At 64.5% G+C, this 25,134-nt stretch carries 25 protein-coding genes and 1 other RNA gene; 9 read left to right on the top strand and 17 right to left on the bottom strand.

From position 1 onward, the window contains the following. Positions 1–27: 27 nt before the first annotated feature. The 4 genes from B0E41_RS16695 (at position 28) to B0E41_RS16680 (ending at position 1,780) form a co-directional block, all read left to right on the top strand. On the top strand, positions 28–255 hold the full coding sequence (locus B0E41_RS16695; RefSeq protein WP_077332409.1) for a DUF904 domain-containing protein: 228 nt from the start codon (positions 28–30) through the stop codon (positions 253–255). After that, a complete protein-coding gene (locus tag B0E41_RS16690; RefSeq protein ID WP_077332349.1) occupies positions 252–635 on the top strand; it encodes a cell division protein ZapA in 384 nt (127 codons plus the stop codon). Before B0E41_RS16695 ends, B0E41_RS16690 begins: the two co-directional genes overlap by 4 nt. Positions 636–706: 71 nt before the next feature. Then, positions 707–885, top strand: a non-coding RNA gene (gene ssrS / locus B0E41_RS16685) — 6S RNA. Between the two features lie 79 nt (positions 886–964). After that, the gene (locus B0E41_RS16680; RefSeq protein ID WP_077332347.1) at positions 965–1,780 is read left to right on the top strand and encodes a sulfite exporter TauE/SafE family protein; all 816 of its coding nucleotides are present in this window, start codon (positions 965–967) and stop codon (positions 1,778–1,780) included. Here B0E41_RS16680 and rraA read toward each other — a convergent pair whose 3' ends face one another. Further along, a complete protein-coding gene (gene rraA / locus B0E41_RS16675; protein WP_077332407.1) occupies positions 1,781–2,290 on the bottom strand; it encodes a ribonuclease E activity regulator RraA in 510 nt (169 codons plus the stop codon). A 258-nt stretch (positions 2,291–2,548) separates the two neighbouring features. Here rraA and B0E41_RS16670 point away from each other — a divergent pair, with 258 nt between their 5' ends. Beyond that, complete coding sequence (locus tag B0E41_RS16670) at positions 2,549–2,992, top strand: SWIB/MDM2 domain-containing protein (RefSeq protein WP_077332405.1); 444 nt, start codon at positions 2,549–2,551, stop codon at positions 2,990–2,992. A gap of 126 nt (positions 2,993–3,118) precedes the next feature. Here B0E41_RS16670 and B0E41_RS16665 read toward each other — a convergent pair whose 3' ends face one another. The 4 genes from B0E41_RS16665 to B0E41_RS16650 form a co-directional block, all read right to left on the bottom strand. Then, positions 3,119–3,769 carry a cyclic nucleotide-binding domain-containing protein gene (locus tag B0E41_RS16665; RefSeq protein ID WP_077332345.1) on the bottom strand — a complete coding sequence of 217 codons (651 nt, stop codon included), beginning with the start codon at positions 3,767–3,769 and terminating at the stop codon, positions 3,119–3,121. A gap of 6 nt (positions 3,770–3,775) precedes the next feature. Further along, positions 3,776–4,471, bottom strand: coding sequence for a LuxR C-terminal-related transcriptional regulator (locus tag B0E41_RS16660; RefSeq protein WP_077332343.1), 696 nt, complete (start codon positions 4,469–4,471; stop codon positions 3,776–3,778). A 130-nt stretch (positions 4,472–4,601) separates the two neighbouring features. Then, positions 4,602–6,296, bottom strand: a complete 1,695-nt coding sequence (locus B0E41_RS16655; RefSeq protein ID WP_077332341.1) for a thiamine pyrophosphate-binding protein — start codon at positions 6,294–6,296, stop codon at positions 4,602–4,604. Between the two features lie 26 nt (positions 6,297–6,322). Then, the gene (locus B0E41_RS16650) at positions 6,323–7,540 is read right to left on the bottom strand and encodes an MFS transporter (RefSeq protein ID WP_077332339.1); all 1,218 of its coding nucleotides are present in this window, start codon (positions 7,538–7,540) and stop codon (positions 6,323–6,325) included. Between the two features lie 89 nt (positions 7,541–7,629). On the opposite strand from B0E41_RS16650, the gene B0E41_RS16645 reads away from it, so the two are divergent. Further along, positions 7,630–8,484, top strand: a complete 855-nt coding sequence (locus B0E41_RS16645; RefSeq protein WP_077332337.1) for a helix-turn-helix transcriptional regulator — start codon at positions 7,630–7,632, stop codon at positions 8,482–8,484. Here the strand turns inward: B0E41_RS16645 and arsC are convergent, their stop codons facing one another. Beyond that, a complete protein-coding gene (gene arsC, locus B0E41_RS16640; RefSeq protein ID WP_077332335.1) occupies positions 8,485–8,865 on the bottom strand; it encodes an arsenate reductase (glutaredoxin) in 381 nt (126 codons plus the stop codon). It abuts the gene before it with no gap. A gap of 148 nt (positions 8,866–9,013) precedes the next feature. Between arsC and B0E41_RS16635 the strand changes: the two genes are divergently transcribed. Further along, the gene (locus B0E41_RS16635; protein ID WP_077332333.1) at positions 9,014–9,259 is read left to right on the top strand and encodes a hypothetical protein; all 246 of its coding nucleotides are present in this window, start codon (positions 9,014–9,016) and stop codon (positions 9,257–9,259) included. Positions 9,260–9,263: 4 nt separating this feature from the next. Here B0E41_RS16635 and B0E41_RS16630 read toward each other — a convergent pair whose 3' ends face one another. From B0E41_RS16630 to B0E41_RS16580, 11 genes are all read right to left on the bottom strand, one after another. Then, positions 9,264–10,688 (bottom strand): coniferyl aldehyde dehydrogenase, encoded by a 1,425-nt coding sequence (locus B0E41_RS16630; RefSeq protein ID WP_077332331.1) that lies wholly within the window; start codon positions 10,686–10,688, stop codon positions 9,264–9,266. Between the two features lie 50 nt (positions 10,689–10,738). Then, the gene (locus B0E41_RS16625) at positions 10,739–13,201 is read right to left on the bottom strand and encodes a DUF1631 family protein (RefSeq protein WP_077332329.1); all 2,463 of its coding nucleotides are present in this window, start codon (positions 13,199–13,201) and stop codon (positions 10,739–10,741) included. Between the two features lie 202 nt (positions 13,202–13,403). After that, positions 13,404–16,019, bottom strand: a complete 2,616-nt coding sequence (clpB, locus tag B0E41_RS16620) for an ATP-dependent chaperone ClpB (protein ID WP_077332403.1) — start codon at positions 16,017–16,019, stop codon at positions 13,404–13,406. A gap of 143 nt (positions 16,020–16,162) precedes the next feature. Then, positions 16,163–16,924: a GNAT family N-acetyltransferase gene (locus B0E41_RS16615; RefSeq protein WP_077332327.1), complete on the bottom strand. Its 762-nt coding sequence runs from the start codon at positions 16,922–16,924 to the stop codon at positions 16,163–16,165. Between the two features lie 10 nt (positions 16,925–16,934). After that, positions 16,935–17,408: a molybdenum cofactor biosynthesis protein MoaE gene (locus B0E41_RS16610; RefSeq protein WP_077332325.1), complete on the bottom strand. Its 474-nt coding sequence runs from the start codon at positions 17,406–17,408 to the stop codon at positions 16,935–16,937. Positions 17,409–17,410: 2 nt separating this feature from the next. Next, positions 17,411–17,662 carry a molybdopterin converting factor subunit 1 gene (gene moaD / locus B0E41_RS16605; RefSeq protein WP_077332323.1) on the bottom strand — a complete coding sequence of 84 codons (252 nt, stop codon included), beginning with the start codon at positions 17,660–17,662 and terminating at the stop codon, positions 17,411–17,413. Continuing rightward, a complete protein-coding gene (glp, locus tag B0E41_RS16600; protein WP_077332321.1) occupies positions 17,659–18,939 on the bottom strand; it encodes a gephyrin-like molybdotransferase Glp in 1,281 nt (426 codons plus the stop codon). The genes moaD and glp overlap by 4 nt, the downstream gene beginning before the upstream one ends. A gap of 34 nt (positions 18,940–18,973) precedes the next feature. Further along, a complete protein-coding gene (gene mobB / locus B0E41_RS16595; protein ID WP_077332319.1) occupies positions 18,974–19,507 on the bottom strand; it encodes a molybdopterin-guanine dinucleotide biosynthesis protein B in 534 nt (177 codons plus the stop codon). A 19-nt stretch (positions 19,508–19,526) separates the two neighbouring features. Then, positions 19,527–20,966, bottom strand: coding sequence for a threonine synthase (thrC, locus tag B0E41_RS16590; protein WP_077332317.1), 1,440 nt, complete (start codon positions 20,964–20,966; stop codon positions 19,527–19,529). 129 nt (positions 20,967–21,095) lie between these two features. Then, the gene (locus B0E41_RS16585) at positions 21,096–22,418 is read right to left on the bottom strand and encodes a homoserine dehydrogenase (protein ID WP_077332315.1); all 1,323 of its coding nucleotides are present in this window, start codon (positions 22,416–22,418) and stop codon (positions 21,096–21,098) included. A 116-nt stretch (positions 22,419–22,534) separates the two neighbouring features. Next, complete coding sequence (locus B0E41_RS16580; protein ID WP_077332313.1) at positions 22,535–23,761, bottom strand: pyridoxal phosphate-dependent aminotransferase; 1,227 nt, start codon at positions 23,759–23,761, stop codon at positions 22,535–22,537. A gap of 155 nt (positions 23,762–23,916) precedes the next feature. Between B0E41_RS16580 and B0E41_RS16575 the strand changes: the two genes are divergently transcribed. Both B0E41_RS16575 and B0E41_RS16570 read left to right on the top strand, forming a co-directional pair. Next, positions 23,917–24,309 (top strand): Mth938-like domain-containing protein, encoded by a 393-nt coding sequence (locus tag B0E41_RS16575; protein WP_077332311.1) that lies wholly within the window; start codon positions 23,917–23,919, stop codon positions 24,307–24,309. 181 nt (positions 24,310–24,490) lie between these two features. After that, the gene (locus B0E41_RS16570; RefSeq protein ID WP_077332309.1) at positions 24,491–24,967 is read left to right on the top strand and encodes a peroxiredoxin; all 477 of its coding nucleotides are present in this window, start codon (positions 24,491–24,493) and stop codon (positions 24,965–24,967) included. Positions 24,968–25,134 lie beyond the last annotated feature (167 nt).

Here is a 25,134-nt window from a genome sequence, read left to right as displayed (position 1 = left end):
ACAATGCAAAACCAACACTTTGTCACCATGGCCGATCCCAAGCACCTTGATCTGATCGCCGAGCGCGTCGAGCGCTTGCTGTTGCGCCATGAAGAACTGCAGCGCACCAATAGTCTGTTGCTCGACCAGGTGGCAGCCCTCAAAAGCGAGCGCGACTCGCTCAAATCACGGCTGAACGCGGCACGCGCGCGCATTGACGCCTTGCTCGACCGCCTCCCCGCAGGCATTGAAGACACGCCCAAGGACACCGAATGAACAAGCCCGCGTCCAAGCAGATCGAAGTCCAGATCATGGGCCAGAGCTACCTGCTCGCCTGCCCGACAGGCGGCGAGTCTTCGCTGCTGGACGCCGTCGAACGGGTCGACACCGCGATGTGCCGCATCCGCGACGCCGGCAAAGTCAAGGCCAGGGACCGCATTGCCGTGCTCGCCTCGCTCAACCTCGCGTTCGAGCTGTCGCAGAAAGAGGCCCAGAGCTTCTCAGCGTCGTCCTTCGCGCAGTCGGAACCCGCCCCGTTGCAGGAGCACGGCTTTCCTTCCAGCGGCGAACCGGTCGACCCAGCGTCACAAGCCCGCATGGACGACCTGATCCGTCGCCTGGACCACTCGCTGGGCAGCGACGGTCAGTTGCTCTGAAAAGGCCGCTGTTTCGCACGCTTTTATTGCACGAACTTGCGGCACAACGCGCTGGCTGCGCCTACAATTTGCACTGTCTGCAGTGCGCGCCGGGCTTTATATTTCCTTGAACCAATGCTCCATGAGCACGGGCTAGGTACATTGCCTGATGGGTGTGAGCATCTCGCGTCAGATGAACCCGAAGTCACGCTGCCCTGGCCCACCTGAACCCCGGTTCAGGATGACGGTCCGGCGGCATTGCAGACACCTTCTTCCTCCCTTGCGGCCCGTTGTGGGCCGCAAGTCGTTTGTGGCCCCTTGAGTGGTCCCTCTGCATTCCCCAGCTGCCCATGAGCCTCGACCCACTTCTGATCGTTGAACTGGTCGCGCTCGGTCTGTGCACGGGTTTCCTCGCCGGCCTGCTGGGCATCGGCGGCGGCATGATCATGGTGCCCTTCATCAGCGCCATCCTCAGCCACCGGGGCGTGGAGCCGGGCCTGGCGGTCAAGATGGCGATCGCCACCTCGATGGCCACCATCATCTTCACTTCCATCTCCAGCGTGCGCGCCCACCACCAACGCGGCGCCGTGCGATGGGACATCGTCAAGCGCCTGGCGCCGGGCATCGTGCTGGGCGCGTGCATTGCCAGCCTCGGGGTGTTTGCGGTGCTGAAAGGCGGATCACTGGCGCTGCTGTTCGCGGCATTCGTGAGCTTCTCCGCCACGCAAATGCTGCTCGATAAAAAACCCAAAGCCTCGCGCACCTTGCCTGGCCTGGCTGGCCAGCTCGGCGCGGGCACCGCGATCGGTTTTTTGTCAGGACTGGTTGGAGCCGGCGGTGGGTTCGTGAGCGTGCCCTTCATGACCTGGTGCAACGTCGCCATCCACAACGCCGTGGCCACCAGCGCGGCGCTGGGCTTTCCCATCGCATTGGCCAACGCCATCGGCTATGTGATCTCAGGCCACGGTGTGGCCAACCTGCCCAGCGGATCGCTGGGTTATGTGTTCCTGCCGGCCCTGCTGGTGATCGCCATCGTTAGCGTGTTCATGGCACCGTTGGGCGTGAAGGCGGCCCATGCACTGCCGGTCAAATCGCTCAAGCGCGTGTTCGCGGGCATCCTGTATGTGCTGGCGGCCTACATGCTCTACAAAGGCCTGTCTGCCTGATCAGGCTGCGTGCAGTGGCCGGTCTGCAATGACGGTGCCGTCTTCATCGGCGTAAAGCCAATCGCCCGGGCGCACCCAGACGCCCTGTATGCGCACCACCAGATCGCGCAGACCCTGTTGGCGCCGCTCGGTCGGCAGTGGCATGAGCCCCAGCGCACGGATGCCGGTCTGACACACCGCCAGTTCGGCCGCGTCGCGAACACAGCCATCGATCAGCACGCCCGCCCAGCCATTGTTTGCGGCAGCGGCCCCGAGGGTGCCGCCCAGCAACGCACGCCGCAGTGAAGCACCACCGTCCACCACCAGCACGCGTCCTTCGCCAACGCTCTCCACGGCTGCTTTGACCAGGCTGTTGTCGTCCAGGCACTGCACCGTGACAACAGGTCCTGCAAACCGCTGCAAACCACCGAAGTCGCGGAACATCGGTGGCAACACGCGGAACGCGCCGGTGGTGTCGCTCTTGTGCGCGTCGCACAGGTCACAGGTTGAAAAGTCGGGCATCGAATTCATGATGAAAAGCGCGTCGGCGAAGGGTTGTTTCAACAGGCAAATTGGAGCATGGCCGCTCGCTCTGACAAATGGCTTGCAGAGCGCGCGCAGCTGATTGTTGTTTTCGGGGTCAAAAACCTCACTTTCCCCTATGAAAACCAGCAAAAAAACCCATCACCCACCTTGGAATGGCGTTGCATCTCCATTAGCATCCGTGACACCAGTGAGAAAGCGCGTTTTCCGCTGGTGAATATTCCACTTCTAGAAGGAAACACCATCATGGCAACTGCAAAAAAAGCTCCCGCAAAGAAAGCCGCTCCGGCCAAGAAAGCCGCCGCCCCCGTGAAGAAGGCCGCTCCGGCCAAGAAGGTCGCAGCACCAGCCAAGAAGGCCGCTGCTCCCGCTAAGAAGGCCGCAGCACCGGCCAAAAAAGCCGCTGCTCCTGCGAAGAAGGCCGCCGCTCCGGCCAAGAAGCGCACCCCCAACGCGGCCTTCATGAAGGCCATGACGCCCAGCGCCGCGCTGGCCGCCATCGTGGGCAGCACCGCCATCCCCCGCACCGAAGTGACCAAGAAGGTCTGGGAATACATCAAGAAGAACAAGCTGCAGGACGCTGCCAACAAGCGGATGATCAATGCCGACGCCAAGCTGAAGGAGATCTTCAAGAAGGCCCAGGCTTCGATGTTCGAAATGACCAAGATGATCAACGAACACCTGAAGTGATCGTGTGATGTGCTCAGCGCTTGGGGCGCTGTCACTTCTCCCCAAAAGAGCCGGCAGATGCCGGCTCTTTTTTTGCCTGTGCGACCACCGCGCCTCAGGCGGCCCGAACCCTGATCAACACGCCCTTCACCAACGGGTCGGCAGGGTCTTGAGCAGCCAGATCCAGCGGGCGCGCACGGCGATGTAGCCGCCGGTTTCAAGGTCTTTCAGCAGACGGCTGACCATTTCGCGGGAACAGGCGAGGTGTTGCGCCATCTCCTGGTGGGTGGGCCGCTCGCTGAGCCGGCGTTCACCGAGCGAGTTGGGCTCGGTGGCCCACTGATTGAGCAATCGCACCAAGCGTCCGTAGACATCGATGAGGGCGACATTGCCCGCGCTCTGCGTGGCCAGGCGCGCCCTGTGAATCAGGCGGGCCATCAGTTCCAGCGCGAATTCAGGGTGGGCTGCGATGTAGCTCAGCAGCACCGGCCGCGACACGACCGAACAGGTGGTGGCAGCCACCGCCTCGACGTTGGCGGAGCGTGGACCGCCGTCGAGCGACATCTCGCCGACGTATTCGAGGGGTCCGTAAAAACCCAGGGACAGCTCCTTGCCGTTGCCGTCGCCGAGAAAGGCGCGCAGGCGGCCCTGGAGCACGATGTAGATCGTGTCGCCCGTTTCACCTTCCTGAATCAGCAGCGCGCCACTGCGGTAGTGACGCTGAAAACCCAATTCGGCCAGTGCCTTGATGTGAGGTGATGGCGCATCATTGGCGGGAAGAAACGGGGAGGCGGGCATCCAGGCTCATGGTTGTGAAAACTCCATGGCATTGTGAAGCATCGGGGAGATCACCCGCAATGCGGGCACCACGGGCGGCAGGCTGTGCACACGCTGCATCATGCTGCGAATGCTGCTGCAACCGGTCTTTTCGCGCAGGGCCTTGATCTGGCTGCGCACGGTGGACTCAGCCACACCGTGTTCGCGCGCGATGTCGGGAATGGCCAAGCCTCGGCACAGGGCAATCAGCACCGACTCTTCGCTGGGGCTCAGGTTCTGGGCACGTGCGTACATGCGCAGCGCGAGATTGTCACAAGCGTTCTGGCGGGAGAGCAACACCAGCACCGACGGCGCTTCGAACTCCAGCGGGTGGCTCAAGGGAACAAACGCCATGGAAAGCTCTTGTTCGCCTTGCTTGAGCAGCACCAGCCGCCGCTGACCCCGCAAGGCGTGCTCCAAGGCCACCTGGATCTTGGCGGTCAGATCGGTGCTGCGCCCCAACAAGGCATGGCCGTGGGTCACGATCAGCCGCCCCTTGGCCATCTCGTGCCTGGCGAGGTGGTTCGCGTGGCGGATGTGCCCCTGGGCATCGATCACCAGCAGACCGTAGTCCAGCTCGTCCAGCACACGCAGCAACAGGGCCTGTCCGAAACCCTCATTGCTGGACGCTGGTTCTGCGTGGAAAAAGAAGTCACTGGCGCTGCGTTGGATGGTGGCTTGCATGGTGCTTTCCTCGGTGTTGGGAGTGAGGAAAGCTTAGGGAGAATGGACTGGTTCAGCCCGTGTGCCATTGCCCGGCGGTTTGTGATGTATTCACATACCGGGTTGCCAAAACACCACAAATCAACGCCGGTCAGCGGGATTTGTTCCGGATCGCCGTGAGCGTTCCCCGCGTCGTGATGACTTCTGGATTGAGGGTCACCTCGATCACCGTGCCTGTGTGTGCCGCCAGCGCGCGCAGCAAGGCGGGTTCAAATTCGGCGGTGTGGGTGATGCGCTCAGCCGCATAGCCGTAGGCCCGGGCCAGCGCGCAGAAGTCGGGGTTGCGCAGGTCCGATCCGCTCACATGCGCCGGGTACTCGCGCTCCTGGTGCATCCGGATGGTGCCGTAGGTGCCGTTGTTGAGCAGCAGCACGATGGTTTTCGCACCATGCTGCACGGCGGTGGCCAGTTCCTGGCCGTTCATGAGGAAATCACCATCGCCTGCGATGGTGAAGGCGGTCCGCCCGGTGAGGATGGCCGCGCCGATGCCGGCTGGCACACCGTAGCCCATGGCGCCGTTGGTGGGCGCGAGCTGGGTCTTGTGGCCCTTGACCAGACCGGTGTAACGGTAAAAGCGGTGCAACCAGCTGGCGAAGTTGCCGGCGCCGTTGGAGAGCACGGCATCGGTCGGCAGGTGGCGCTGCAACGCGTGGATGATGGCCGGCATGTCGATCGTGCCGGGCAGCACGATGCCGCCGTTGGCCACGTCCACATTGGCCTCGTAGTCGGCGTGGCAGGCCTGCGTCCACTGGCCCCAGGCCACGCCCGGGGGGGCTGTGAGGACTTCGAGGCTGCGCGCGGCCGCGTTCATGGTCGCGTTGATCGCCAACGTGGCCTGGTAGACGCGATTCAACTCTTCGGCGCTGGCGTGGATGTGCACCAGCTTCTGTTTCGGTACCGGCGCTTCGATCAGCGTGTAGCCACCGGTGGTGGATTCGCCCAGGCGCGGGCCGATGGCGATCAGCAGGTCGCTCTCGCGCACGCGCACGGCCAGCGCCGGGTTGATGCCGAGACCGACGTCACCCGCGTATTGCGGGTGGTGGTTGTCAAAACAGTCCTGAAAACGGAAGGCGTTGGCCACCGGCAGTTGCCAGTTTTCAGCAAAGCGCTGCAAGGCCGCAGCCGACTGCGGGGTCCAGCCGCCACCGCCAGCGATCACCAGCGGGCGCTGGGCCTGCAGCAGCAGTTCGCGCAGGCTGCGCAGCGCGCCGGGGTCGCTCCAGGCCTGCACCGGCTCCACGCGCGGCAGAGGCTGTGCGTCCACGGTCTGCGTGAGCATGTCTTCAGGCAACACAAGCACCACCGGGCCGGGCCGGCCGTTCATGGCGGTGGCGAAGGCGCGCGCCACATATTCAGGGATGCGGCGCGCATCGTCGATGCGCTCCACGCGCTTGGCCATGCCCTTGGTGGTTGGGCCGAAAAAGCTCAGGTAGTCCACCTCCTGAAAAGCTTCGCGGTCGCGCGCGTCGCTGGCCACGTCGCCGATGAACAACACCATGGGCGTGGAGTCCTGAAAGGCGGTGTGCAGCCCGATGGAAGCGTTGGTCGCGCCCGGTCCGCGGGTCACGAAGCACACGCCGGGGCGGCCGGTGAGCTTGCCCTGCGCTTCGGCCATGAAGGCGGCGCCGCCCTCTTGCCGGTTGACCACGAAACGGATGCGGTCGGCGTGGGCATGGAAGCCGTCGAGCGCGGCGAGGTAGCTTTCACCCGGCACCCCAAAAGCGTGGGTCACGCCCTGGGCGATCAGGCATTCGACGAGCAGGTGGCCAGCGAGTTTTTCAGTCATGCCGGCATTGTGCCGCGCGACAGGTGTCAAGCCGTTCTGCGGCCGACACCGAGGGCCGCGTACACCGAAATGAACAGCGCCACCGCCGCACCGGTCAGCGTGAGCGCATACCAGCCTCGGTCCATGAAGCCACCGAAGATCAAGGGCGATACGGCAAAGCCCACATCGAGGCCCGAGTACACGGTGCCGTAGACGCGGCCGGTGGCCCCCTTGGGCGTGGCCTTCTTGATCATCATGTCGCGGCTCGGCCCCCCCACGCCCACGGCGAAGCCCGTGGCGGCGAGCGCCACCATGGTGCCGGTGGCGCCCAGCCAGCCGGTGGCACACACCAGCAGCAAAGCGGCGCCCGCCGACATGGCCAGTGCCACCACGCGGTCGCTTTGTTTCGTGTAGGCCGCCACGAAGCCGCCGACCAGCATGCCGAAAGCGCCACACAACATGTAGGCACTGATGGTGAATGTGGCCGCCTCAACGCTCACGCCATGCACCGCCTTCAAGATGGACGGCGCAAAGCTCTGCACCACCGCCAGCGTCATGGTGGAGAGCAAAAAGAACGAGAAACACCACCACACCACGGGCAGTTTCATGAAGGCCAGGTCCGAGCCCTTGGGCGCGTCGGCGTGGCGCACATGCACCTGGGTGAGCAGCTTGTCGCGCTGCCAGAACAGCAGGGCCAGCACGCCCACATACAGCAGCGCGGCGGCGTGGTACGCCGTGCGCCAGTCGGTCAGCGCGGTGATGCCCACCAGAAACGCGGGCGCCAGCGCCCAGCCCAGGTTACCGGTGAGGCCGTGGGCGCTGAAGGCGTGACCCAGGCGCGGTGCCGACACGCGCTGGTTCAGGATGGTGAAGTCCGCCGGGTGAAACGGCGCATTGCCCAGCCCTGCCAACACAGCCACCAGCACCAGGCCCATGTAGCCCGTCACCATGGACGCGGCCAGCGCCGCCAGCAGGAAACAGCTGATGGCGGCAAACAGCACCGGTCGTGCACCGATTCGGTCCACCACGAAGCCAGCCATGGCCTGGCCCGAACCCGAGATCACGAAGAAGATGGTCATCAGCAGACCGACATCGGAATAGTTCAGCCCGAAGTCGCGCATGAAGATCGGGAACAACGGTGCCAGCAACAGGTGCGAGAAGTGCGAAGTGCCGTGTGCCAGGCCCACCAGGCCGATGACGGCGGCGTCCTGCTTGAGGGGAATGGGATTGACCGGCGCTGTGGCGCCCAGGGTGGCGGTGTTCATGCGGTCAATGGTAGGGTGGGCGGAACGGGCTGTTTTACGATACAAAGACAATTCCTGTCGAATTTCAGCCAAACCGCCCTGCCTCATCCATGAAACCCCGCCGCCCGCGCCAAGCCGTCCCGGTTGGCGACACCGACCCCTTTGAACCCACACCGGCGCGGCCGGTGCGTTGCCGCGCACGCGCCATGGGGCCTGACACCCAGTTCGAGCCGCACCACCACCCATGGGGCCAGCTCGCCTACTGCGCCAGCGGCCTGTTGCAAGTGACGGTGTCCAGGCCGGGAGACCCGACCAGCAACGCGCCCGCCTTCGAAACCACGACCATCGTGCCGCCATCGCGCGCGGTCTGGATTCCACCGGGGGCGCGGCACGCCGTCACCATGCTCGAAGCCTCGCAATTGCACACCCTCTACATCGACGCGTCGGTGGTGCCAGCGGACTGGCGCTCTTCGCGCGTCCTGGTGGTGTCACCGCTGCTGCGCGAGCTGGTGCGCGGCATGGATCAGCCCCACGCGCAGCAAGTGCCCCAGCAGCAGGCCCTGGCCACGCTGGTTCTGGCCGAGATCGCGAACGCGCCCACCCAGCCACTGGGTGTGCCGATGCCCGACCCACAACACGGCGACCGCCGACTGCGCGCCCTCTGCGAGGCCGTGATGAACGCACCCGCACAGCACGCCACACTGGCCGCCTGGGCAACGCACAGCGCCGCCAGCGAACGCACGCTGGCGCGGCTGTTTCGCGAAGAGCTGGGCACCGGCTTCCAGCGTTGGCGCCAGCAGGTGGTGCTGGCCCATGCGTTGCCCATGTTGGCGCGCGGCACGCCCGTGAGCCAGGTGGCCGCTGCCAGCGGCTACGCCAGCGACAGCGCCTTCACCGCCATGTTCAGGGCCGCACTGGGGCAGCCGCCCACGCGCTTCGGACCGGGTCGGCCGGCGTCCGCCTGATCAGGCAGGTCGCACGGTGGGCAACACCTCCCAGACCCGCTCCTTGGGCCGGCACAGGCGCGCGCCCAACGGCGTGACAACGATGGGCCGCTCGACCAGCACCGGGTGGTTCACCATGAAATCGAGCAACTGCTCATCGGTCCAGTCGGCACGCGCCAGGTCCAGCTCGGTGTAGAGATCGCCCTTGGTGCGGAGCACGTCGCGTGGTCGCAGGGCCATGGCATTCAGCAGGCCAGCGAGCTGTTCCCGGGTGTACGGGGTTGTCAGGTAGTTGACCACCCTCGGCTCAAATCCGGCCTCGCGAATCAGGACCAGCACGTTGCGCGAGGTGCCGCAGGACGGGTTGTGGAAGATGGTGATGTCGGGATGCATGGGCTTCATGACGGTGCCAGGGTGGACGCGGGCGTGAGCATAGCGCCTGCTCGTGGTGCAACGTGCCCGCCCATCGGGCGCAGAAGAACCGTCACATCCTCGTCACGAGCGGCCCGTATCTTGCTGTTCTGACGTCACACGCACAGGGAGAACACACATGGTCAGCATCGAACGGTTCGCCAAAACACCCAAGGCCTGGGACGCGCTCGCCAGGCCAGGCCAGATCGGGCGCCAAGCCCACAGCCTTTTACTGATGGCCAACGGCCGACGCAGCGAGAGAGAACTGTCGATGCTGCTGGGCAACGATGTGTCCGAGCTGGCCCACGGACTGCAGCAGGAGGGCTACCTGCAACCGATTCCACTCGTGATGTACAGCGACGTGGACACCACGCTTAGCAGCTGAACGCTCAGAGCCAGCGCTTGAGCAGCCCCATCACCTGGTCAAAGCGCGGACCATACGGCGGATAAAACAGGCTGCCCATCGCGAAGCGCGACTGCACCAGCACCGGCTTTTGCTGCGTGAAACGCAGGAAACCGGTTTCACCGTGGTAGGCGCCCCAGCCGCTTTCGCCCACGCCGCCAAACGGGAGGTTCTCGTGGGCAATGTGCAACAGCGTGTCGTTCACCGTCACACCACCGCTCACCGTGCGCTGCAGCACCCGGTCGCGCGCGGCGGTGTCGGTTCCGAACCAGTACAGCGCCAGCGGGCGCGGCCCGGTGTTGATGGCGGCGATGGCGTCGTCCAGGCGGTCGTAGGGCAGCACCGGCAGGATGGGGCCAAAAATTTCTTCGCCCATCAGGCGCAAGCCAGGCTGGGCGTTGAACACCAGGGCGGGGTTCATCTGGCGGTTGCCGGCGACCGGCGGGGTACCACCGGCCTGGATCTCGACCACCCGGGCGCCCTGGGCCTGCGCCTCTGACAGCAGCGATTGCAGGCGCGCGTGGTGGCGGTCGCTGACGATGCTCGCGTAGTCGGGGTTGCCGGCAAGGGTCGGGAACAGGCGCGCCACGGCGGCGGCGAAGGCCTGTTCGAACTCCGCCTCGCGGCCCCGGGGCAGCAGCACGTAATCGGGCGCGATGCAGGTCTGCCCCGCGTTGAGCAGCTTGCCGTGCGCGATCTTGATGGCGGCGCTGCCGATGTCGCATGAAACGTCGACGATGCAGGGCGATTTGCCGCCCAGCTCCAACGTGGTGGGCGTGAGGTTGGCTGCAGCGGCTGCAGCCACCTTGCGGCCCACGCCGGTGGAGCCGGTGAAAAACAGGTGGTCAAACGGCAGGCTGGCGAATTCGTGCGCCACGTCCGCCCCGCCCTGAACCACACACAGCTCATCGGCCGAAAAAGCCTGGTGCGACACGGTGGCCAGCAAGGCCGAGGTGTGGGGCGTGAGCTCGCTGGGCTTGATCATCACGCGGTTGCCCGCGGCCAGCGCAGTGGCGGCTGGGCCCAGCGTGAGTTGCAGCGGATAGTTCCACGGGCCAATGACGCCGACCACCCCCAGCGGCTGGCGCTGGATGTGGCCGCTGGCCGGCTGCAAATAAATCGGGGTGCGCACGCGCCGCGTCTTCATCCACGACGCGAGGTGTTTTTCCAGATCGCCGATCAGTGCTCGCAGAACGAAGAAGTCAGCCACCTCGGTGAGTCGCGTGGAGCGGACACCGAAGTCGGCCTGCACGGCATCGGCCAGCTCAGGGCCATGCGCGTCGATCAATGCCCGCATGCGGCGAAGGCGATCACGCCGAAGCGCAATCGGCACCTCGATCTGAGCGCGGCTGGCGTGGAACTGCGCGTCGAAGAGGGTACGCAAGGGGATATCGGGGGGTGCCTGGGTCATCGTTCCATCATATTGAAACGCCATGGCCGGCGAAAGTACCGCTCTTCCGATCAGCCCAAGGCCGTCTCAGGCTGCCGGACCTGGTGGTTCTCGCTCGGGTGATCCTTCAGAAGGTCGTTCATGGCCACTTCCACCACCGCACGCGTGTCGACCAGGCGCATCCAGCGCTTGGCCACGAGCTTTTCGCAGCTGCGCAAGGTCATGGAGTGCGCCCGCCCGCCGTGGCTTGTGAACATGAACAAGGTGGCCCGACGGCTGACCCAGATCAGCTCGGCGCGGATCCACTCGCCGTGGGAATACAGATCCACCAGGCTGCCCGCGCGCAGCTGGGCGATCAGCCCTGCCACGGTCGCCTCCCTTCCGTGGCGAGCCGCTTCTTCAGCGGCCTGCTCGGCCATGGCATCGGATGCAAAGGTGTCCGGCTCATCCGACACTGGGTCGTCTTGGATGTCTGGGAGGGTGTCTTCAAAGCCAGCACCGGCCAACTCCTGTGCGGTGAGCCAGGGTTGCTGTGCTGGCACTGGGCGCATGCTGCTCCCCGCGACCCGCTTCAGCGGCGCGGCATCCGCAACCGAGGTCTCCAGCGGCGTCAGCCCGGATTGAACGGTGTCGTTTCGAGCGCGTGCACGCCGCAGATTGAGCAGCGGCTTGTGCAGCCGGATCAGGGCGTCGAAGAAGCCATGCGTTTCTTCCGACGGCTTGCCCAGCATGTCCAGCCCCGAGTGCAGTGTGCGCACCAGCCCCGGCAGGGCCTCGAACACCTCTTTGGGTTGCCTCAAAATTTCAGGTCGGACGCTCCACAACAAGGTGCCCACCACGGCGCGATAGCCTTTCGGGTCGGGTCCGGCGTCGGGCTCGCGCAGCTCGGCCGACGCGATCACCAGGGACCAGGTGACGTACAGAAAGTCCAGCACCACCTCGGGCACGTTGAACACATCGGGGCGCAGGCTGATCTCCCACGCCACCTGATCGGCCAACTCCTGGCGACCCTGGGCAAACTGCAGCGCCTGCACCTGGGCATGGCGTGCCGTTTGCGCAGCGGCGTCGTCTTCTAGCCAGCGCTCGCGCAGACGGGCCAGCGCATCGGCGAAAGGCCGCTCGTCGTCGGTTTGCAACGCGTTGAGCTGGTTGAAGGCCTCGCGCACCGGCTCCGCAAACGCGGCAAAGTTCGCCGAGAACTCGTCGTTGAAGCGAAAGCTGCGATGCGCCACCTGCTCCACTAGGCACCGGGCTGGATGGTCTGGTTGTCCAAAATAGCGAGGCTGCGCCAGCGCCAGGCGCAGCAACGCCGGCTCCAGCGCCACCACCGCTTCGCGCACCGGGGCAAGCAACAGCGGGTCGCGCGCCACCTGGTTGACCAGCTTGCGCACGAGGTCGAGCCCGAGGGCCTGCGACACATTCTTGGCGCGCTGCTTGAGTTCCAGAAACACGCGCGTGCGCACATGGGCCTGGCCGTACTCGCCCCACCGATCGGCACGCAGCGGGGACTCGATGGACACCGCGCGGGCCGGGCGGTCCACTGCGGGCACGTCTCGGTACCGCGACTGCTCGCGCTGGATGACCACGTCGTCCAGCACAGGGAGCCGGGCAAAGTCACTGACCTGGCGCAGCTCCTTGTCGACCTGTTCGTAAAAGTCCTGATTGAGTCGCCCCCCGAAGGACGCTTTGGGATCGCCCAGAAAGGCCTGAAAAACCGTACCCCCAATGGATGATCGTGAACGGCCGAGGGCCTTCATGCCCACCCCAGCGTTCTGGCCGGGCATTGAACCGCCGCCCGTGGCGGCGGCGCTCCAACCCTCGCCGATGTGCTCCATTTCGACGGGCGTGAACCCGGAGGATGACGCCGGACGGACGGCCGCCTGGGGATCGTCCACCAGCCGGATGCGGTAGCTGGCTTCCTGCACGTTGGCCCGCTGCAACATCAAGGCGATCTGCTCATAGAGCTGCCCCAGTTCTCGGCCGAGCGGTTGGGCGATGTGGCGCAGCCACAGCGAGCGCACCGCCGCGTCGGATTCGATCTCTGCCATGAGCTCCCGCAGCGCACGAACGAACACCGAAGGCCTGAGCGGGTTCTTTTCCACCCGCACCGAATCCAGTCCGATGAGCGAGCTCATGCGCGCGTCCAGCACCGGCAGGGAATGCTCCACCAGCGGCAACAGGTTCTGGAGGAGACGCACCGCCTCCAGAGACTCGGTGACGGTCAGGTCGTCCACCAGCTGCATCATGGACGAATCGGACAGCTCAGCCAACTGCGTCATGCCCGCCTCGGCCTCACGGGCCTGGAAGGCTTCTCGCAGGCGTCGTGGATAGGTTCGAATCAGCACCGCGCGGCTCTGCGTCAGGCTCCAGGCCGCCTGGGTCAGAAGCTGCCGCTGCTGACCACCGCTGCTCGCGTTTTCCGAGCTCTGCAAAGAGTCTGTGGTGGCGTCGATGCAACGCTTCAGGAAATCGGGAGCGCAGCGCTCCGCCTCCAGGGTGCATTGATCGAGCAGGGTCACATGTTGCTGGGTCATCGGAGCGTCTGTTCGGGGTGAAATTCAGACAAACCGCTAGCTTACTTCCCACCAGCGACCCGTGTGATCGAACCTGACGAGCCCACGAAAAGGGTTTCACTTGCACCGGCTCGATTCGTGAAATACCGCACATTCTGGCGGACCCCCATGCGGCGGCAACGAGGTCTCGGGTCCGGGCGCCGAGGTGCCCGGACCTGTTGCATCAATCGGCGATCGACGCGGGTTTGAACTCGAACACGCCGGGATTTCGAACCGGGTCCACGTCCACCGGAATCACAGATTTCGGCGGGTACTTGCCTTCCAGCAACAGCCTGGACAGCGGGTTCTCGATGCGCTGCTGGATGGCTCGTTTCAAAGGCCGCGCGCCGAACACCGGGTCGAAGCCGACCTTGGCCAGTTCTTCGAGGGCCGCGGGCGCCACCTCCAGACGCAGGTCCATCTTCTGCAGGCGTGCCTGCAGCGCTTTCAGCTGGATCGCCGCGATGGACGCGATGTGTTGCGCGTCGAGCGCATGGAACACCACGGTTTCGTCGATGCGGTTCAAAAACTCGGGCCGGAAGTGGTCCTTGAGCTCGCCCCACACGGCTTCCTTGATGTCGTCGTAGGGCTGGCCCACCATGGCCTGGATCAGGTGCGAGCCGATGTTGCTTGTCATCACGATCACGGTGTTCTTGAAGTCCACGGTGCGGCCCTGGCCGTCGGTCAGGCGACCGTCGTCCAGCACCTGCAGCAGCACGTTGAACACGTCCGGGTGCGCCTTTTCCACTTCGTCGAGCAGCAGCACGGAATACGGCTTGCGGCGCACGGCTTCGGTCAAATAGCCGCCCTCCTCGTAGCCCACGTAGCCGGGCGGCGCGCCGATCAGGCGGGCCACGGAATGTTTCTCCATGAACTCGCTCATGTCGATGCGGATCAGGTGGTCTTCACTGTCAAACAGGAAACCCGCCAGCGCCTTGCACAGCTCGGTCTTGCCCACGCCGGTCGGGCCGAGGAACAGGAAAGAGCCGGTCGGGCGGTTCGGATCACTCAGGCCGGAGCGCGAGCGGCGGATGGCGTTGGCCACAGCCGAGATCGCTTCGTCCTGCCCCACCACGCGGGCGTGCAGCTTGTCTTCCATCACCAGCAGCTTGTCGCGCTCGCCCTGCATCAGCTTGGCGACCGGAATGCCGGTGGCGCGCGCCACCACTTCGGCAATTTCTTCCGCGCCAACCTGGGTGCGCAGCAGCTGCGGGCCGACACCGGCACCACCCTTGGCTTTGCCCGCTTCCTTGTCTTGCGCTTCCGTCAGGCGCTTTTCCAGATCGGGCAGCTTGCCGTATTGCAACTCGGCCACCTTGGCCAGGTCACCCTTGCGGGTCAGGGTCTCGATCTGCTGGCGAAGCTTGTCGATTTCCTCGCGCACCTGGGCGCTGCCCTGGGCGGTGGCTTTTTCGGCCTTCCAGATTTCGTCGAGATCGGCGATCTCTTTCTGCAGCCGGGTGATCTCTTCTTCGATCAGGGTCATCCGCTTCTGCGAGGCCTCGTCCTTTTCTTTCTTGACCGCTTCGCGCTCGATCTGCAGCTGGATCAACCTGCGGTCCAGCTTGTCCATCACCTCGGGCTTGGAGTCGAGTTCGATCTTGATCTTGGCTGCGGCCTCGTCGATCAGGTCGATCGCTTTGTCGGGCAGGAAGCGATCGGTGATGTAGCGGTGGCTCAGCTCGGCCGCGGCCACGATGGCCGGGTCGGTGATGTCCACGCCGTGGTGCACCTGGTAGCGCTCTTTCAGGCCGCGCAGGATGGCGATCGTCGCCTCCACGGTCGGCTCGCCGACCAGAATCTTCTGGAAGCGGCGCTCCAGCGCGGCGTCCTTCTCGATGTACTTGCGGTATTCGTCCAGCGTGGTCGCGCCCACGCAGTGCAGCTCGCCGCGCGCCAACGCCGGCTTCAACATGTTGCCCGCGTCCATGGCGCCTTCGGCCTTGCCGGCGCCCACCATGGTGTGCAGTTCGTCGATGAACACGATGGTCTGGCCCTCGTCCTTGGCCAGCTCGTTGAGCACGGTCTTCAGGCGCTCTTCAAATTCGCCACGGAACTTGGCACCGGCCAGCAGCGCGGCCATGTCCAGGCTCAGCACGCGCTTGCCCTTGAGCGAATCGGGCACCTCGCCGGCCACGATGCGCTGGGCCAGGCCTTCGACGATGGCCGTCTTGCCCACGCCGGGTTCGCCGATCAGCACCGGGTTGTTCTTGGTACGGCGCTGCAGCACCTGGATGGCGCGGCGGATCTCGTCGTCGCGGCCGATCACCGGGTCCAGCTTGCCCAGGCGGGCGCGCTCGGTCAGGTCCATCGTGTATTTTTTCAGCGCCTCACGCTGGCCTTCGGCCTCGGGGTTGTCCATCTTCTGGCCACCGCGCACGGCGGTGATCGCGGTTTCCAGGCTCTTTCGGGTCAGGCCGTTTTCGTTGGCGATGCGACCGAGCTCGCCTTTCTGGTCGGCCACCGCCAGCAGGAACAGCTCACTGGCGATGAACTCATCGCCTCGTTTGATGGCTTCTCTTTCAGTCGCTTGCAGCATCTTGGTGAGGTCGGAGCCGACCTGCACCTGATCCTGACCCTGCACCTCGGGCAGGCGCTTGACCGCCGCCTCAACCGCCTTGGCCAGGCCCTGCACGTTCACACCCGCGCGCTGCAGCAGCGACTGCGGCCCGTCGGTCTGGCGCAGCATGGCCAGCAGCACATGGGCCGGGTCGATGTAGGCATGGTCAGCGCCCAGCGCCAGCGTCTGGGCCTCACTCAGGGCTTCCTGGAACTTGGTGGTGAGTTTGTCGAGTCGCATGAAAAGGCACTCCGCAAAAAGTTGATTGGAGTGCATCTGGCGCTGAATGCGCGGTTTTCAAGGCGCTTTGACGTGGCGTTTGACCTGCGTCAACAGCGTGCGCGATGCCCTCTCCAGCGCCTACAACGGCGCAAGTGCCCTTTTTACGCAGCAGCGCGCCAGTAGGCGTAGGACCAAGCGGTGACCATGCCAGCCCGCCGGTACAGAGCGAGCGCCGGCGCGTTGGCCCCGTCGACCTGAAGGAAGACGCGGGCAATTCCCCGCTGCTGCGCCTCCTGCGCCATGCCGCGGATCAACCGGCCCGCCAGCCCCCGCCCGCGCTGGCCAGCCGCCGTGCGCAGGCCGTGCATGCTCAGCCAGCCCTCAGTGAAGCTGGCCGCGCCGCAAGCCAGGGTCTGCCCGCCTTCGCGCAGGCTGGCGAACATCGTGCCCTCGGCACGTGACAGCGCCTTGGAGCGGCTCGCGCCGTCCACCGGGTCCAGCCCTTCCCCCAGAAACATCGCCATCCAGGCTTCGTCGGGGCGCGGGTCCAGCGACACGCCCTCGGCGTCGCGGGCCAGGTTCAGCAGACCGTCCACCGTGCCGATTTGGGTCAGCGTCGGCTGCCTGCGCTGAAACCCCCGCGCCGCCAGCGCCGGCCACCAGGGTTCGAACGACGGGACGTCCGGCAGGCGAAACACCGGTCGCAGACCAGCGCCTCGGTAGCGTTGCGCGATCTCGTCTATCAAGGCTGTGGCGTGCAAACCATGGTGCAGCGGCACGGCGCTGTGCGCGCGGCCCACCGTGCCGTGGTCCATGGGCAGCAGCCAAGCGTCGATGGATTCGATGCGCTCGGGCGCCACCGCCGTCAGCGTGGCGCGCTCGATGGAGGCGATGTCGGCGGCGTTCAAGGTCTGGACCGTCATCGGCAACGCCTCAGACGTTCTGACTTTGAATGCCCCACTTGGCGAGCGCCGCATCGTCACTGACGCGCGCATCGACCCAGCGCGCGCCTTCGGGCGTCTGTTCCTTCTTCCAGAATGGCGCCTGGGTCTTGAGGTAGTCCATCAGGAATTCGCAGGCCTGGAAGCTCTCACCCCGGTGCGCCGAGGTCACGGTAACCAGCACGATCTGATCCAGCGGCTGCAACAGACCCACGCGGTGGATCACCCGCGCGCCGAAGATGTCGAAGCGCTTGAAGGCTTCGTCGATCATGGCTTCGATGCTCTTCTCCGTCATGCCCGGGTAGTGCTCCAGCTCCATGGTGCTGACGCTCTGTCCGTCGTTGCGGTCTCGCACGGTGCCCACGAAGGAGCAGATGGCGCCAACCCCCTTCTCGTCCGCGCGCAGCCTGGCGACTTCTGCGGACAGGTCGAAGTCTTCGGTCTGGATGCTGACGCGGGCGTTCATGTTCAGCCTCCGGTCACGGGGGGGAAAAAGGCCACCTCGGCGCCGTCGACCAGCGCCGCCGATTCGTCGGCCATGGTCTGGTTCAGCGACACGCGCACCGCACGCCCGCGCGCCAGGGCGTCGGCGTGGGCGCCACCCCGGGCGATGAGCTCGTCGCGCAGCGCGGTCAGCGTCGTGGCCCCCGTGTCCAGTGATTCACTGCCGGTCCCGATGGCCTCGCGGATGGAGGCGAAATAACGCAGGTTGACTTTCATGCGAGCAGGTCCGCGAAAGAGAGGTAGGCCACGGGGTCACCGTGGGCAATGGTGCTGCCGGCCGGGTTGTCCACCAAACCGTCGCCCCAGACCGCCGAGGTCAGCACGCCCGAGCTCTGGTTGGGAAACAGGTCCAGGCCACCGGCGGCGTTGCGGCGCACGCGCAGGAATTCACGGCGCTTATCGGCGCGCGGCAAGTCGAAGTGGGCGGGCAACATGACCGGCTGCAAGGCTGGCACCGGCGCGCCCTGCAACTTCAACAGGAAGGGCCGCACCAGCAGCAGGAAGGTGACGAAGCTGGACACCGGGTTGCCCGGCAGGCCGATGAAGTGGCAAGGCTGGGCTGCGTCGGTGCCCGCGCCGCCATCACGCCGCACCGTGCCATAGGCGAACGGCTTGCCCGGCTTCATGGCGATCTGCCACAGGTCCAGGCTGCCCAACTGCTGCACCGCAGGCTTGATGTGGTCTTCCTCTCCCACTGAGACACCGCCGCTGGTGAGGATGAGGTCGTGGTGATCGGCGGCGGTCTTGAGGGCGAAGAGCGTGAGCGCCCGTTGGTCCGGCACGATGCCCAGGTCGCTCACCTCGCACCCCAGGCGCAGCAACAGGGATCGCAGAAAAAAGCGGTTGGAGTTGTAGATGGCGCCGGGTTTCATCGCCTCGGGCGCCACCTCACCGGGCATCACGAGTTCATCACCAGTGGAAAACAGGGCAACGCGCGGCCGGGCCATCACGCTCAAGCGCGCCATGCCGATGCCCGCGGCCAGGCCCAGGCTGGCGGGCGACAGCCGGGTGCCGCGAAGCAGCACCACGGCGCCACGCGCCACATCCTCGCCCGCGCGACGCACCCACTGGCCGGGTGCGGGCACGGCGTCGATGTGCACCGCGTGCAAGTCGCCGCCCACCTCGCGCGTGTCTTCCTGCATCACGATGGCATCCGCGCCGGGAGGCACGCTCGCACCGGTGAAGATGCGGGCACAGGTGCCGGCTTGCAGCGGCAGGGCCACATGACCCGCTGGGATGCGCTGACTGACATTCAGCACCCCCCCCTTTTCGGTCACGTCGGCCACACGCACGGCGTAGCCGTCCATCGACGAGTTGTCCTGCGGCGGCACGTGCAGCGCAGACACGAGGTCGGTGGCGAGCACGCGGTGGTCGGCATCGAAGGTGGCCACCGACTCGGTTCGCGACAGCGGCGTCACGCGACCGAGCACATCGGACAGCGCGCTGTCCAGCGACATCAGGGGAACACGTGGGGGATGGGGTGCAGCGGTCATGTCCGGTTGAAAGAGATGCTCCGCAACAGCGTTGTCAGAGATAGGCGTCGGGGTTGTAGTCGAAACGCTCCCCATTGTCGACCAGCCAGCCAGCCAGGGCGTCGGCATTGTTCAAATCCAGCACCGGCCGTTGGGTCGCCTCAGGCAACTGCTCGGGGCGGTCGGTGGCAATGGCCACGATGAACGGATCGTCGGGGTAGCGGGCGGGCTTGGCGCTGGCGGCGCGCCAGACCTCGATCTTCTGCAGATCGCTGTCCTTGAAGCCTTCTACCAGCACCCAGTCCACACCGGCATACAGCTCAGCCAGCAGGTGGTGCACGCTCAACTCGGTGGCGCGTTCGAACTCGCGCATCAGCACGAGCCGCCTCGCCGACGCCACCACCACCTCAAAGGCTCCGGCCTCCCGGTGGCGCCAGGTGTCTTTGCCAGGGTGGTCAATATCGAACTTGTGGTGAGCGTGCTTGACCACCGACACGCGAAGGCCACGCAGTTTGAACGCGGGGATCAGCTGTTCCACCAGCGTGGTCTTGCCCGAGCCCGAAAAACCGGCGAAGCCAACGACCTTCATGTGCGAGCCTCTCCGGTGTTCACACCGGGCAATGGTCGATGATGTAGCGCTTGACCTCGACCGTGTCGGCCTGCATCACCCTCACTCGCTTGGGCAGGGCTTCGATGCCCTCGAATTGGGCCGGCCGGTGCGGATCGCGCCCCAACGCTTCGCGGATGGAGTCGGCGAACTTGATGGGCAGCGCCGTTTCCAGCACGACCATGATCTCCCCGGGATGGCGCAGCTCGCGCGCCACCTTCACCCCATCGGCAGTGTGGGTGTCGATCATCACGTCGAAGCGTTCGAAGGTTTCCTTGATCGTGGCGAGGCGGTTGCCATGCGTGCTCTTGCCACTGGCAAAACCGTACATCGCCGCGGCGTGCGCGAACAGCGGATCAGCGCCGAGGTCAAAGCGGCCGTGCAGGCGCAGCTCGTCGTCGAACAGATTCTTCGTGCGCTCGCCGTCGCGACCCAGCAGGTCGAACACAAAGCGCTCGAAGTTGCTGGCCTTGGAAATGTCCATCGAAGGACTGGAGGTCTCGTAGGTGTCCGAACTGCCGCGCACCCGGTAGATACCGGTGCGGAAGAATTCGTCGAGCACATCGTTTTCGTTGGTGGCCGCCACCAGGCGCTCGATCGGCAGGCCCATCTGGCGGGCCACATGACCGGCACAGATGTTGCCGAAATTGCCGCTGGGCACGGTGAAGCTGACCTTCTGATCGTTGTCTGTCGTGGCTTGAAAATAACCAGCGAAGTAGTAAACGACTTGCGCCAGCAAGCGCGCCCAGTTGATCGAATTGACGGTGCCGATCTTGTACTTGCGCTTGAACGCCAGATCGTTGCTGACGTTCTTGACGATGTCCTGGCAGTCGTCGAACACGCCTTCAACGGCGATGTTGTGGATGTTCTCGTCCATCAGGCTGAACATCTGCGCCTGCTGGAACGGGCTCATGCGGCCGTGCGGGCTGAGCATGAAGACGCGCACGCCCTTTTTGCCGCGCATCGCGTATTCGGCCGCGCTGCCGGTGTCACCCGACGTCGCGCCCAGGATGTTGAGCTCTTCGCCGCGACGTGCCAGCTCGTACTCGAACAGGTTGCCCAGCAACTGCATGGCCATGTCCTTGAACGCCAGCGTGGGGCCGTTGGACAGGGCCTCCAGGTAGAAACCGCCTTCCAGCTGCTTCAACGGCACGATGGCCGCCGTGCCGTACACCGCTTGGGTGTAGGTCTTCTCGCACAGCGCCTTCAGGTCGGCAGCGGGAATGTCGTCGATGTAGAGCGACAGGATTTCAAACGCGAGCGCGGCGTAACCACCGGGCGCACCGCCGTTGAACACTCCACGCCAGCGCGTCAGCGTGTCCGCCTCGACCTGCGGATAGCGCTCGGGCAGAAACAAGCCGCCATCGGGCGCCAGGCCCTCGAGCAGGATTTCGCAGAAGTGTTTGCGGTCAGCGTGGCCGCGGGTGGAGAGGTACAGCATGTCAGTGTTCCAGATTCATCAACTGAAACGCATCGCCACAGAGGGTGCGTTCCCAGAATGCCGTGGAACCGGCTCCGCCGGGCCACAGGCATTGCCCCCTGGGGGTGGCGCCGCAGGCGACGCGGGGGTTCAATTCAACTCTTCTTTTCGGATCCGCGTGATGGGCGCCAACACGGTCGGCAGCGCCTGAATCTGCGCAAGCACGCCATTCATGGTGCCTTCGCGAGTGTCGTGCGTGAGGATGATCAGGTCGGTGGACGTGGCGCCCTCGCCGCCCACTTCGTCGGCCTCGCGCTGCAGCACCGCGTCGATGCTGACACCGGCGGTGGCCAGCAAGCCCGTCACTTGGGCCAACACGCCAGCTTCATCGGCGACGCGCAAGCGCAGGTAGTAGCTGGTCACCACGTCGCTCATGGGCAAGACGGCCAGATCGCTCATCGCATCGGGCTGGAAGGCCAGGTGCGGCACGCGGTGCAGCGGGTCGGCGGTGTGCAGGCGGGTGATGTCCACCAGATCAGCAATCACGGCCGAGGCGGTGGGCTCGCTGCCAGCGCCCTTGCCGTAGTACAGCGTGGTGCCCACAGCATCGCCCTGCACCATCACGGCGTTCATCGCGCCTTCGACGTTGGCGATCAGGCGTTTGGCCGGCACCAGGCTGGGGTGCACGCGCAGTTCGATGCCCTTGTTGGTTCGTTTGGTGATGCCCAAGAGCTTGATGCGGTAGCCCAGTTGCTCGGCGTATTTGATGTCGGCGGCACCCAGCTTCGTGATGCCTTCCACGTAGGCCTTGTCGAACTGCACCGGAATGCCGAAGGCGATGGCGCTCATCAGCGTGGCCTTGTGGGCCGCGTCCACGCCTTCGATGTCAAAGGTCGGGTCGGCCTCGGCATAGCCCAGGCGTTGCGCTTCTTTCAGCACGACGTCGAAATCCAGACCCTTGTCACGCATCTCGGACAGGATGAAATTGGTGGTGCCGTTGATGATGCCGGCGATCCACTGGATGCTGTTGGCCGTCAGGCCTTCGCGCAGCGCCTTGATGATGGGGATGCCACCGGCCACCGCCGCTTCAAACGCCACCATCACGCCCTTGGCCGAGGCCGCGGCAAAGATTTCGGTGCCGTGCACCGCGAGCAATGCCTTGTTGGCGGTGACCACGTGTTTGCCAGCCGCGATCGCTTCGAGCACCAGGGCCTTGGCGATGCCGTAACCGCCAATGAGCTCGATCACGATGTCGATTTCAGGGTTGGCGATCACAGCGCGCGCGTCGTTCACCACCGTCACGTTCGGACCGACGATGTCCTGGGCTCGCGCCACGTCAAGGTCGGCCACCATGGTGATTTCGATACCGCGGCCGGCCCGGCGCTTGATTTCTTCCTGGTTGCGCTGAAGCACGTTGAACGTGCCGCTGCCCACAGTGCCTATGCCCAGCAGGCCTACTTGAATCGGTTTCATGCTTTGTCTCATTCGCTCAAAAACAGAGGGGAAAATCACATCCCCCCAGGGAGTTTCATGCTATCGGCTCGCCGCCATGCCATTGATGACATCGACAGCCAGCTTTGATGTCCGTGTCAGGTGCCGTGGCGTTTGCGCCAGCCTTCCAGGAATTTCGCCAGACGTCCGACGGCTTCGCGCAAATCGTCCTCGTGTGGCAGAAACACGATGCGGAAGTGCTGTTGGTCGGGGTAGTTGAAGCCTGTGCCCTGCACCAGCATCACCCGGGTGGCGCGCAGCACTTCCATGAAAAACTGCCGGTCGTCCGGGATCGGATACATCAACGGGTCCAGGCGCGGGAACATATACAGGGCGGCCTTGGGTTTGACACAGGTCACGCCGGGAATGGCCGTGATCAGCTCGTAGGCGAGGTCGCGTTGCCGGCGCAAGCGCCCGCCTTCCTTGACCAGGTCGTTGATGCTTTGGTAGCCACCGAGCGCCGTCTGAATCGCCCACTGCCCGGGCACGTTGGAGCCCAGCTTGAGGTTGGCCAGCATGTTCAGGCCTTCGATGTAGTCCTTGGCACAGGACTTGTCGCCCGAAATCACCATCCACCCGGCGCGGTAGCCGCAGGCCCTGTAAGCCTTCGACAGGGAGTTGAAAGTCAAAGTCAGCACATCGGTCGACAAGCTGGCCATGGCAGTGTGTTTTTCGCCCTCGTACAACACCTTGTCGTACACCTCGTCAGCCAGCAAAACCAACCCGTGATCGCGCGCAATCTGCACCAGGCCGGACAGCAGTTCATCGCTGTAGAGCGCGCCAGTGGGATTGTTGGGGTTGATCACCACCAAGCCCTTGGTGTTTGAGGTGATCTTGGCTCGGATGTCATCCAGGTCAGGCATCCAGCCGTTGGCCTCATCGCAACGGTAGTGCACCGGCTTGCCACCCGACAGGCTGGTTGCAGCGGTCCACAACGGGTAGTCGGGTGAGGGCACCAGCATTTCGTCCCCGTCATCGAGCAGGGCATTGGCCGCCATCACGATCAGCTCGCTCGCGCCATTCCCGAGGTAGATGTCGTCCAGCGAGACGCCCGCCACGCCCTGCTGCTGGCTGTAATGCATCACCGCCTTGCGTGCCGCAAAAATCCCCTTGCTGTCGGAATAGCCCGACGACTCCGGCAGGTTGCGGATCATGTCCTGCTGGATCTCTTCCGGCGCGTCAAACCCGAACGGTGCCAGATTGCCAATGTTCAGCTTGATGATCTTCTGACCTTCGTCTTCCATCTGCTTGGCCGCCTCGACGATCGGACCTCGCACGTCGTAAAGCACATTGGCCAGCTTGGCGGATTTGTGGATGGTTTTCAATTTCCCTCCGGGGGAGTCAGACGGACACATGGGATCGGGGGCATCACTCAGGGCGCTATATTACGAAGCCTACCCAAGGGAAAACCTGCAATTTGACCACAGTTCGACAGCGCTTCCGCTGCTCGCCTGACCCTTGCATCGCACACCGCCCACCCATGAAACTGCACGCCGACAAACCCGATGCGCTCTCGGTCACTGCCTACGGTGATGGATGGATCGCGGTGAACGGGCAGCGCCACACGGACAGCCTTGTCCTGAGCGCATCCGGCACGTTGCGCGCCTGGGGCGTGAGCCGTTTCGAGAGCCTGTCGATCACAGACTTCGACAAACTGCTTGAGGATGGCGCGCCACCTCCAGAACTGGTGCTTTTGGGCAGCGGACGGCGGTTGCGATTTGTCCATCCAGCACTGATCCAACACCTGACGGACAGTCGCATCGGCGTCGAGACCATGGACACCGCTGCCGCTTGCAGGACCTACAACATCCTGGCGGGCGAAGGTCGCCGGGTGATTGCGGCGCTGCTGATCGAGGCCGGAGAAAAGACCTGAACCGGTCGACCCATCCGATGCGAGAAAAAGGCTTTTGGGAAACGCCAGACCGGGACAGCCGTTCGGGGTAAAATACCCGATTGTTTTCTTCCAGCTGCCCGAGAGCAGCCGTTGCTCTGGGAGTCATGGGCAACAGAAAACCAACGCATCTCCACCAACCTACGTCAGGGGTCCACGCAGCATGGCAGTCGTTGTCAATAAACCCATTCCCGAATTTGAGTCCCTGGCCACCGGCGGCATCAAGGTCAGCAACCAGTCGCATGTCGGCCAAACGGTGGTGTTGTACTTCTACCCGAAGGACAACACCCCTGGCTGCACCACCGAAGCCATGCAGTTCCGCGACAAGTACAAAGACTTCGTCAAAGCTGGAGCCCATGTCTTTGGGGTCTCAAGAGACAACATGAAGTCGCACGACGACTTCAAGACCAAACTGGAACTTCCCTTCGAGCTGATCGCCGACACAGAAGAAAAAATGTGTCACATGTTTGGCGTGGTCAAGAACAAGATCATGTACGGCAAAAAGGTGAAGGGCATCGAGCGCAGCACCTTCTTGATCGGTGCTGACGGCGTGCTCAAGCAAGAGTGGCGCGGCCTGAAAGTGCCCGGTCATGTGGAAGAAGTCCTCAAAGCCGTCAAGGCACTCAAAAAGGCCGCTTGACGCGAGAGCCTTCGGCCTGAAGAGGCTGGAGAGAAGGGTCTCAGTGAGTCGTGCATAATGAATTCATGACCCAGGGAAGCCCCTTCGCTCCAACCCCCAACTTCATCCCCTGCAGCCCGCAAAGCCGCCCGGTTTCCCCGGCGGCTTTTTCTTTTTCCGCCTTGTGC

This window comes from Hydrogenophaga sp. A37, from assembly GCF_002001205.1.
GTDB lineage: Bacteria > Pseudomonadota > Gammaproteobacteria > Burkholderiales > Burkholderiaceae_C > Hydrogenophaga.
The sequence above is the reverse complement of the archived record's forward strand: the minus strand, read 5'-3'. Positions and strand labels throughout refer to the sequence as shown.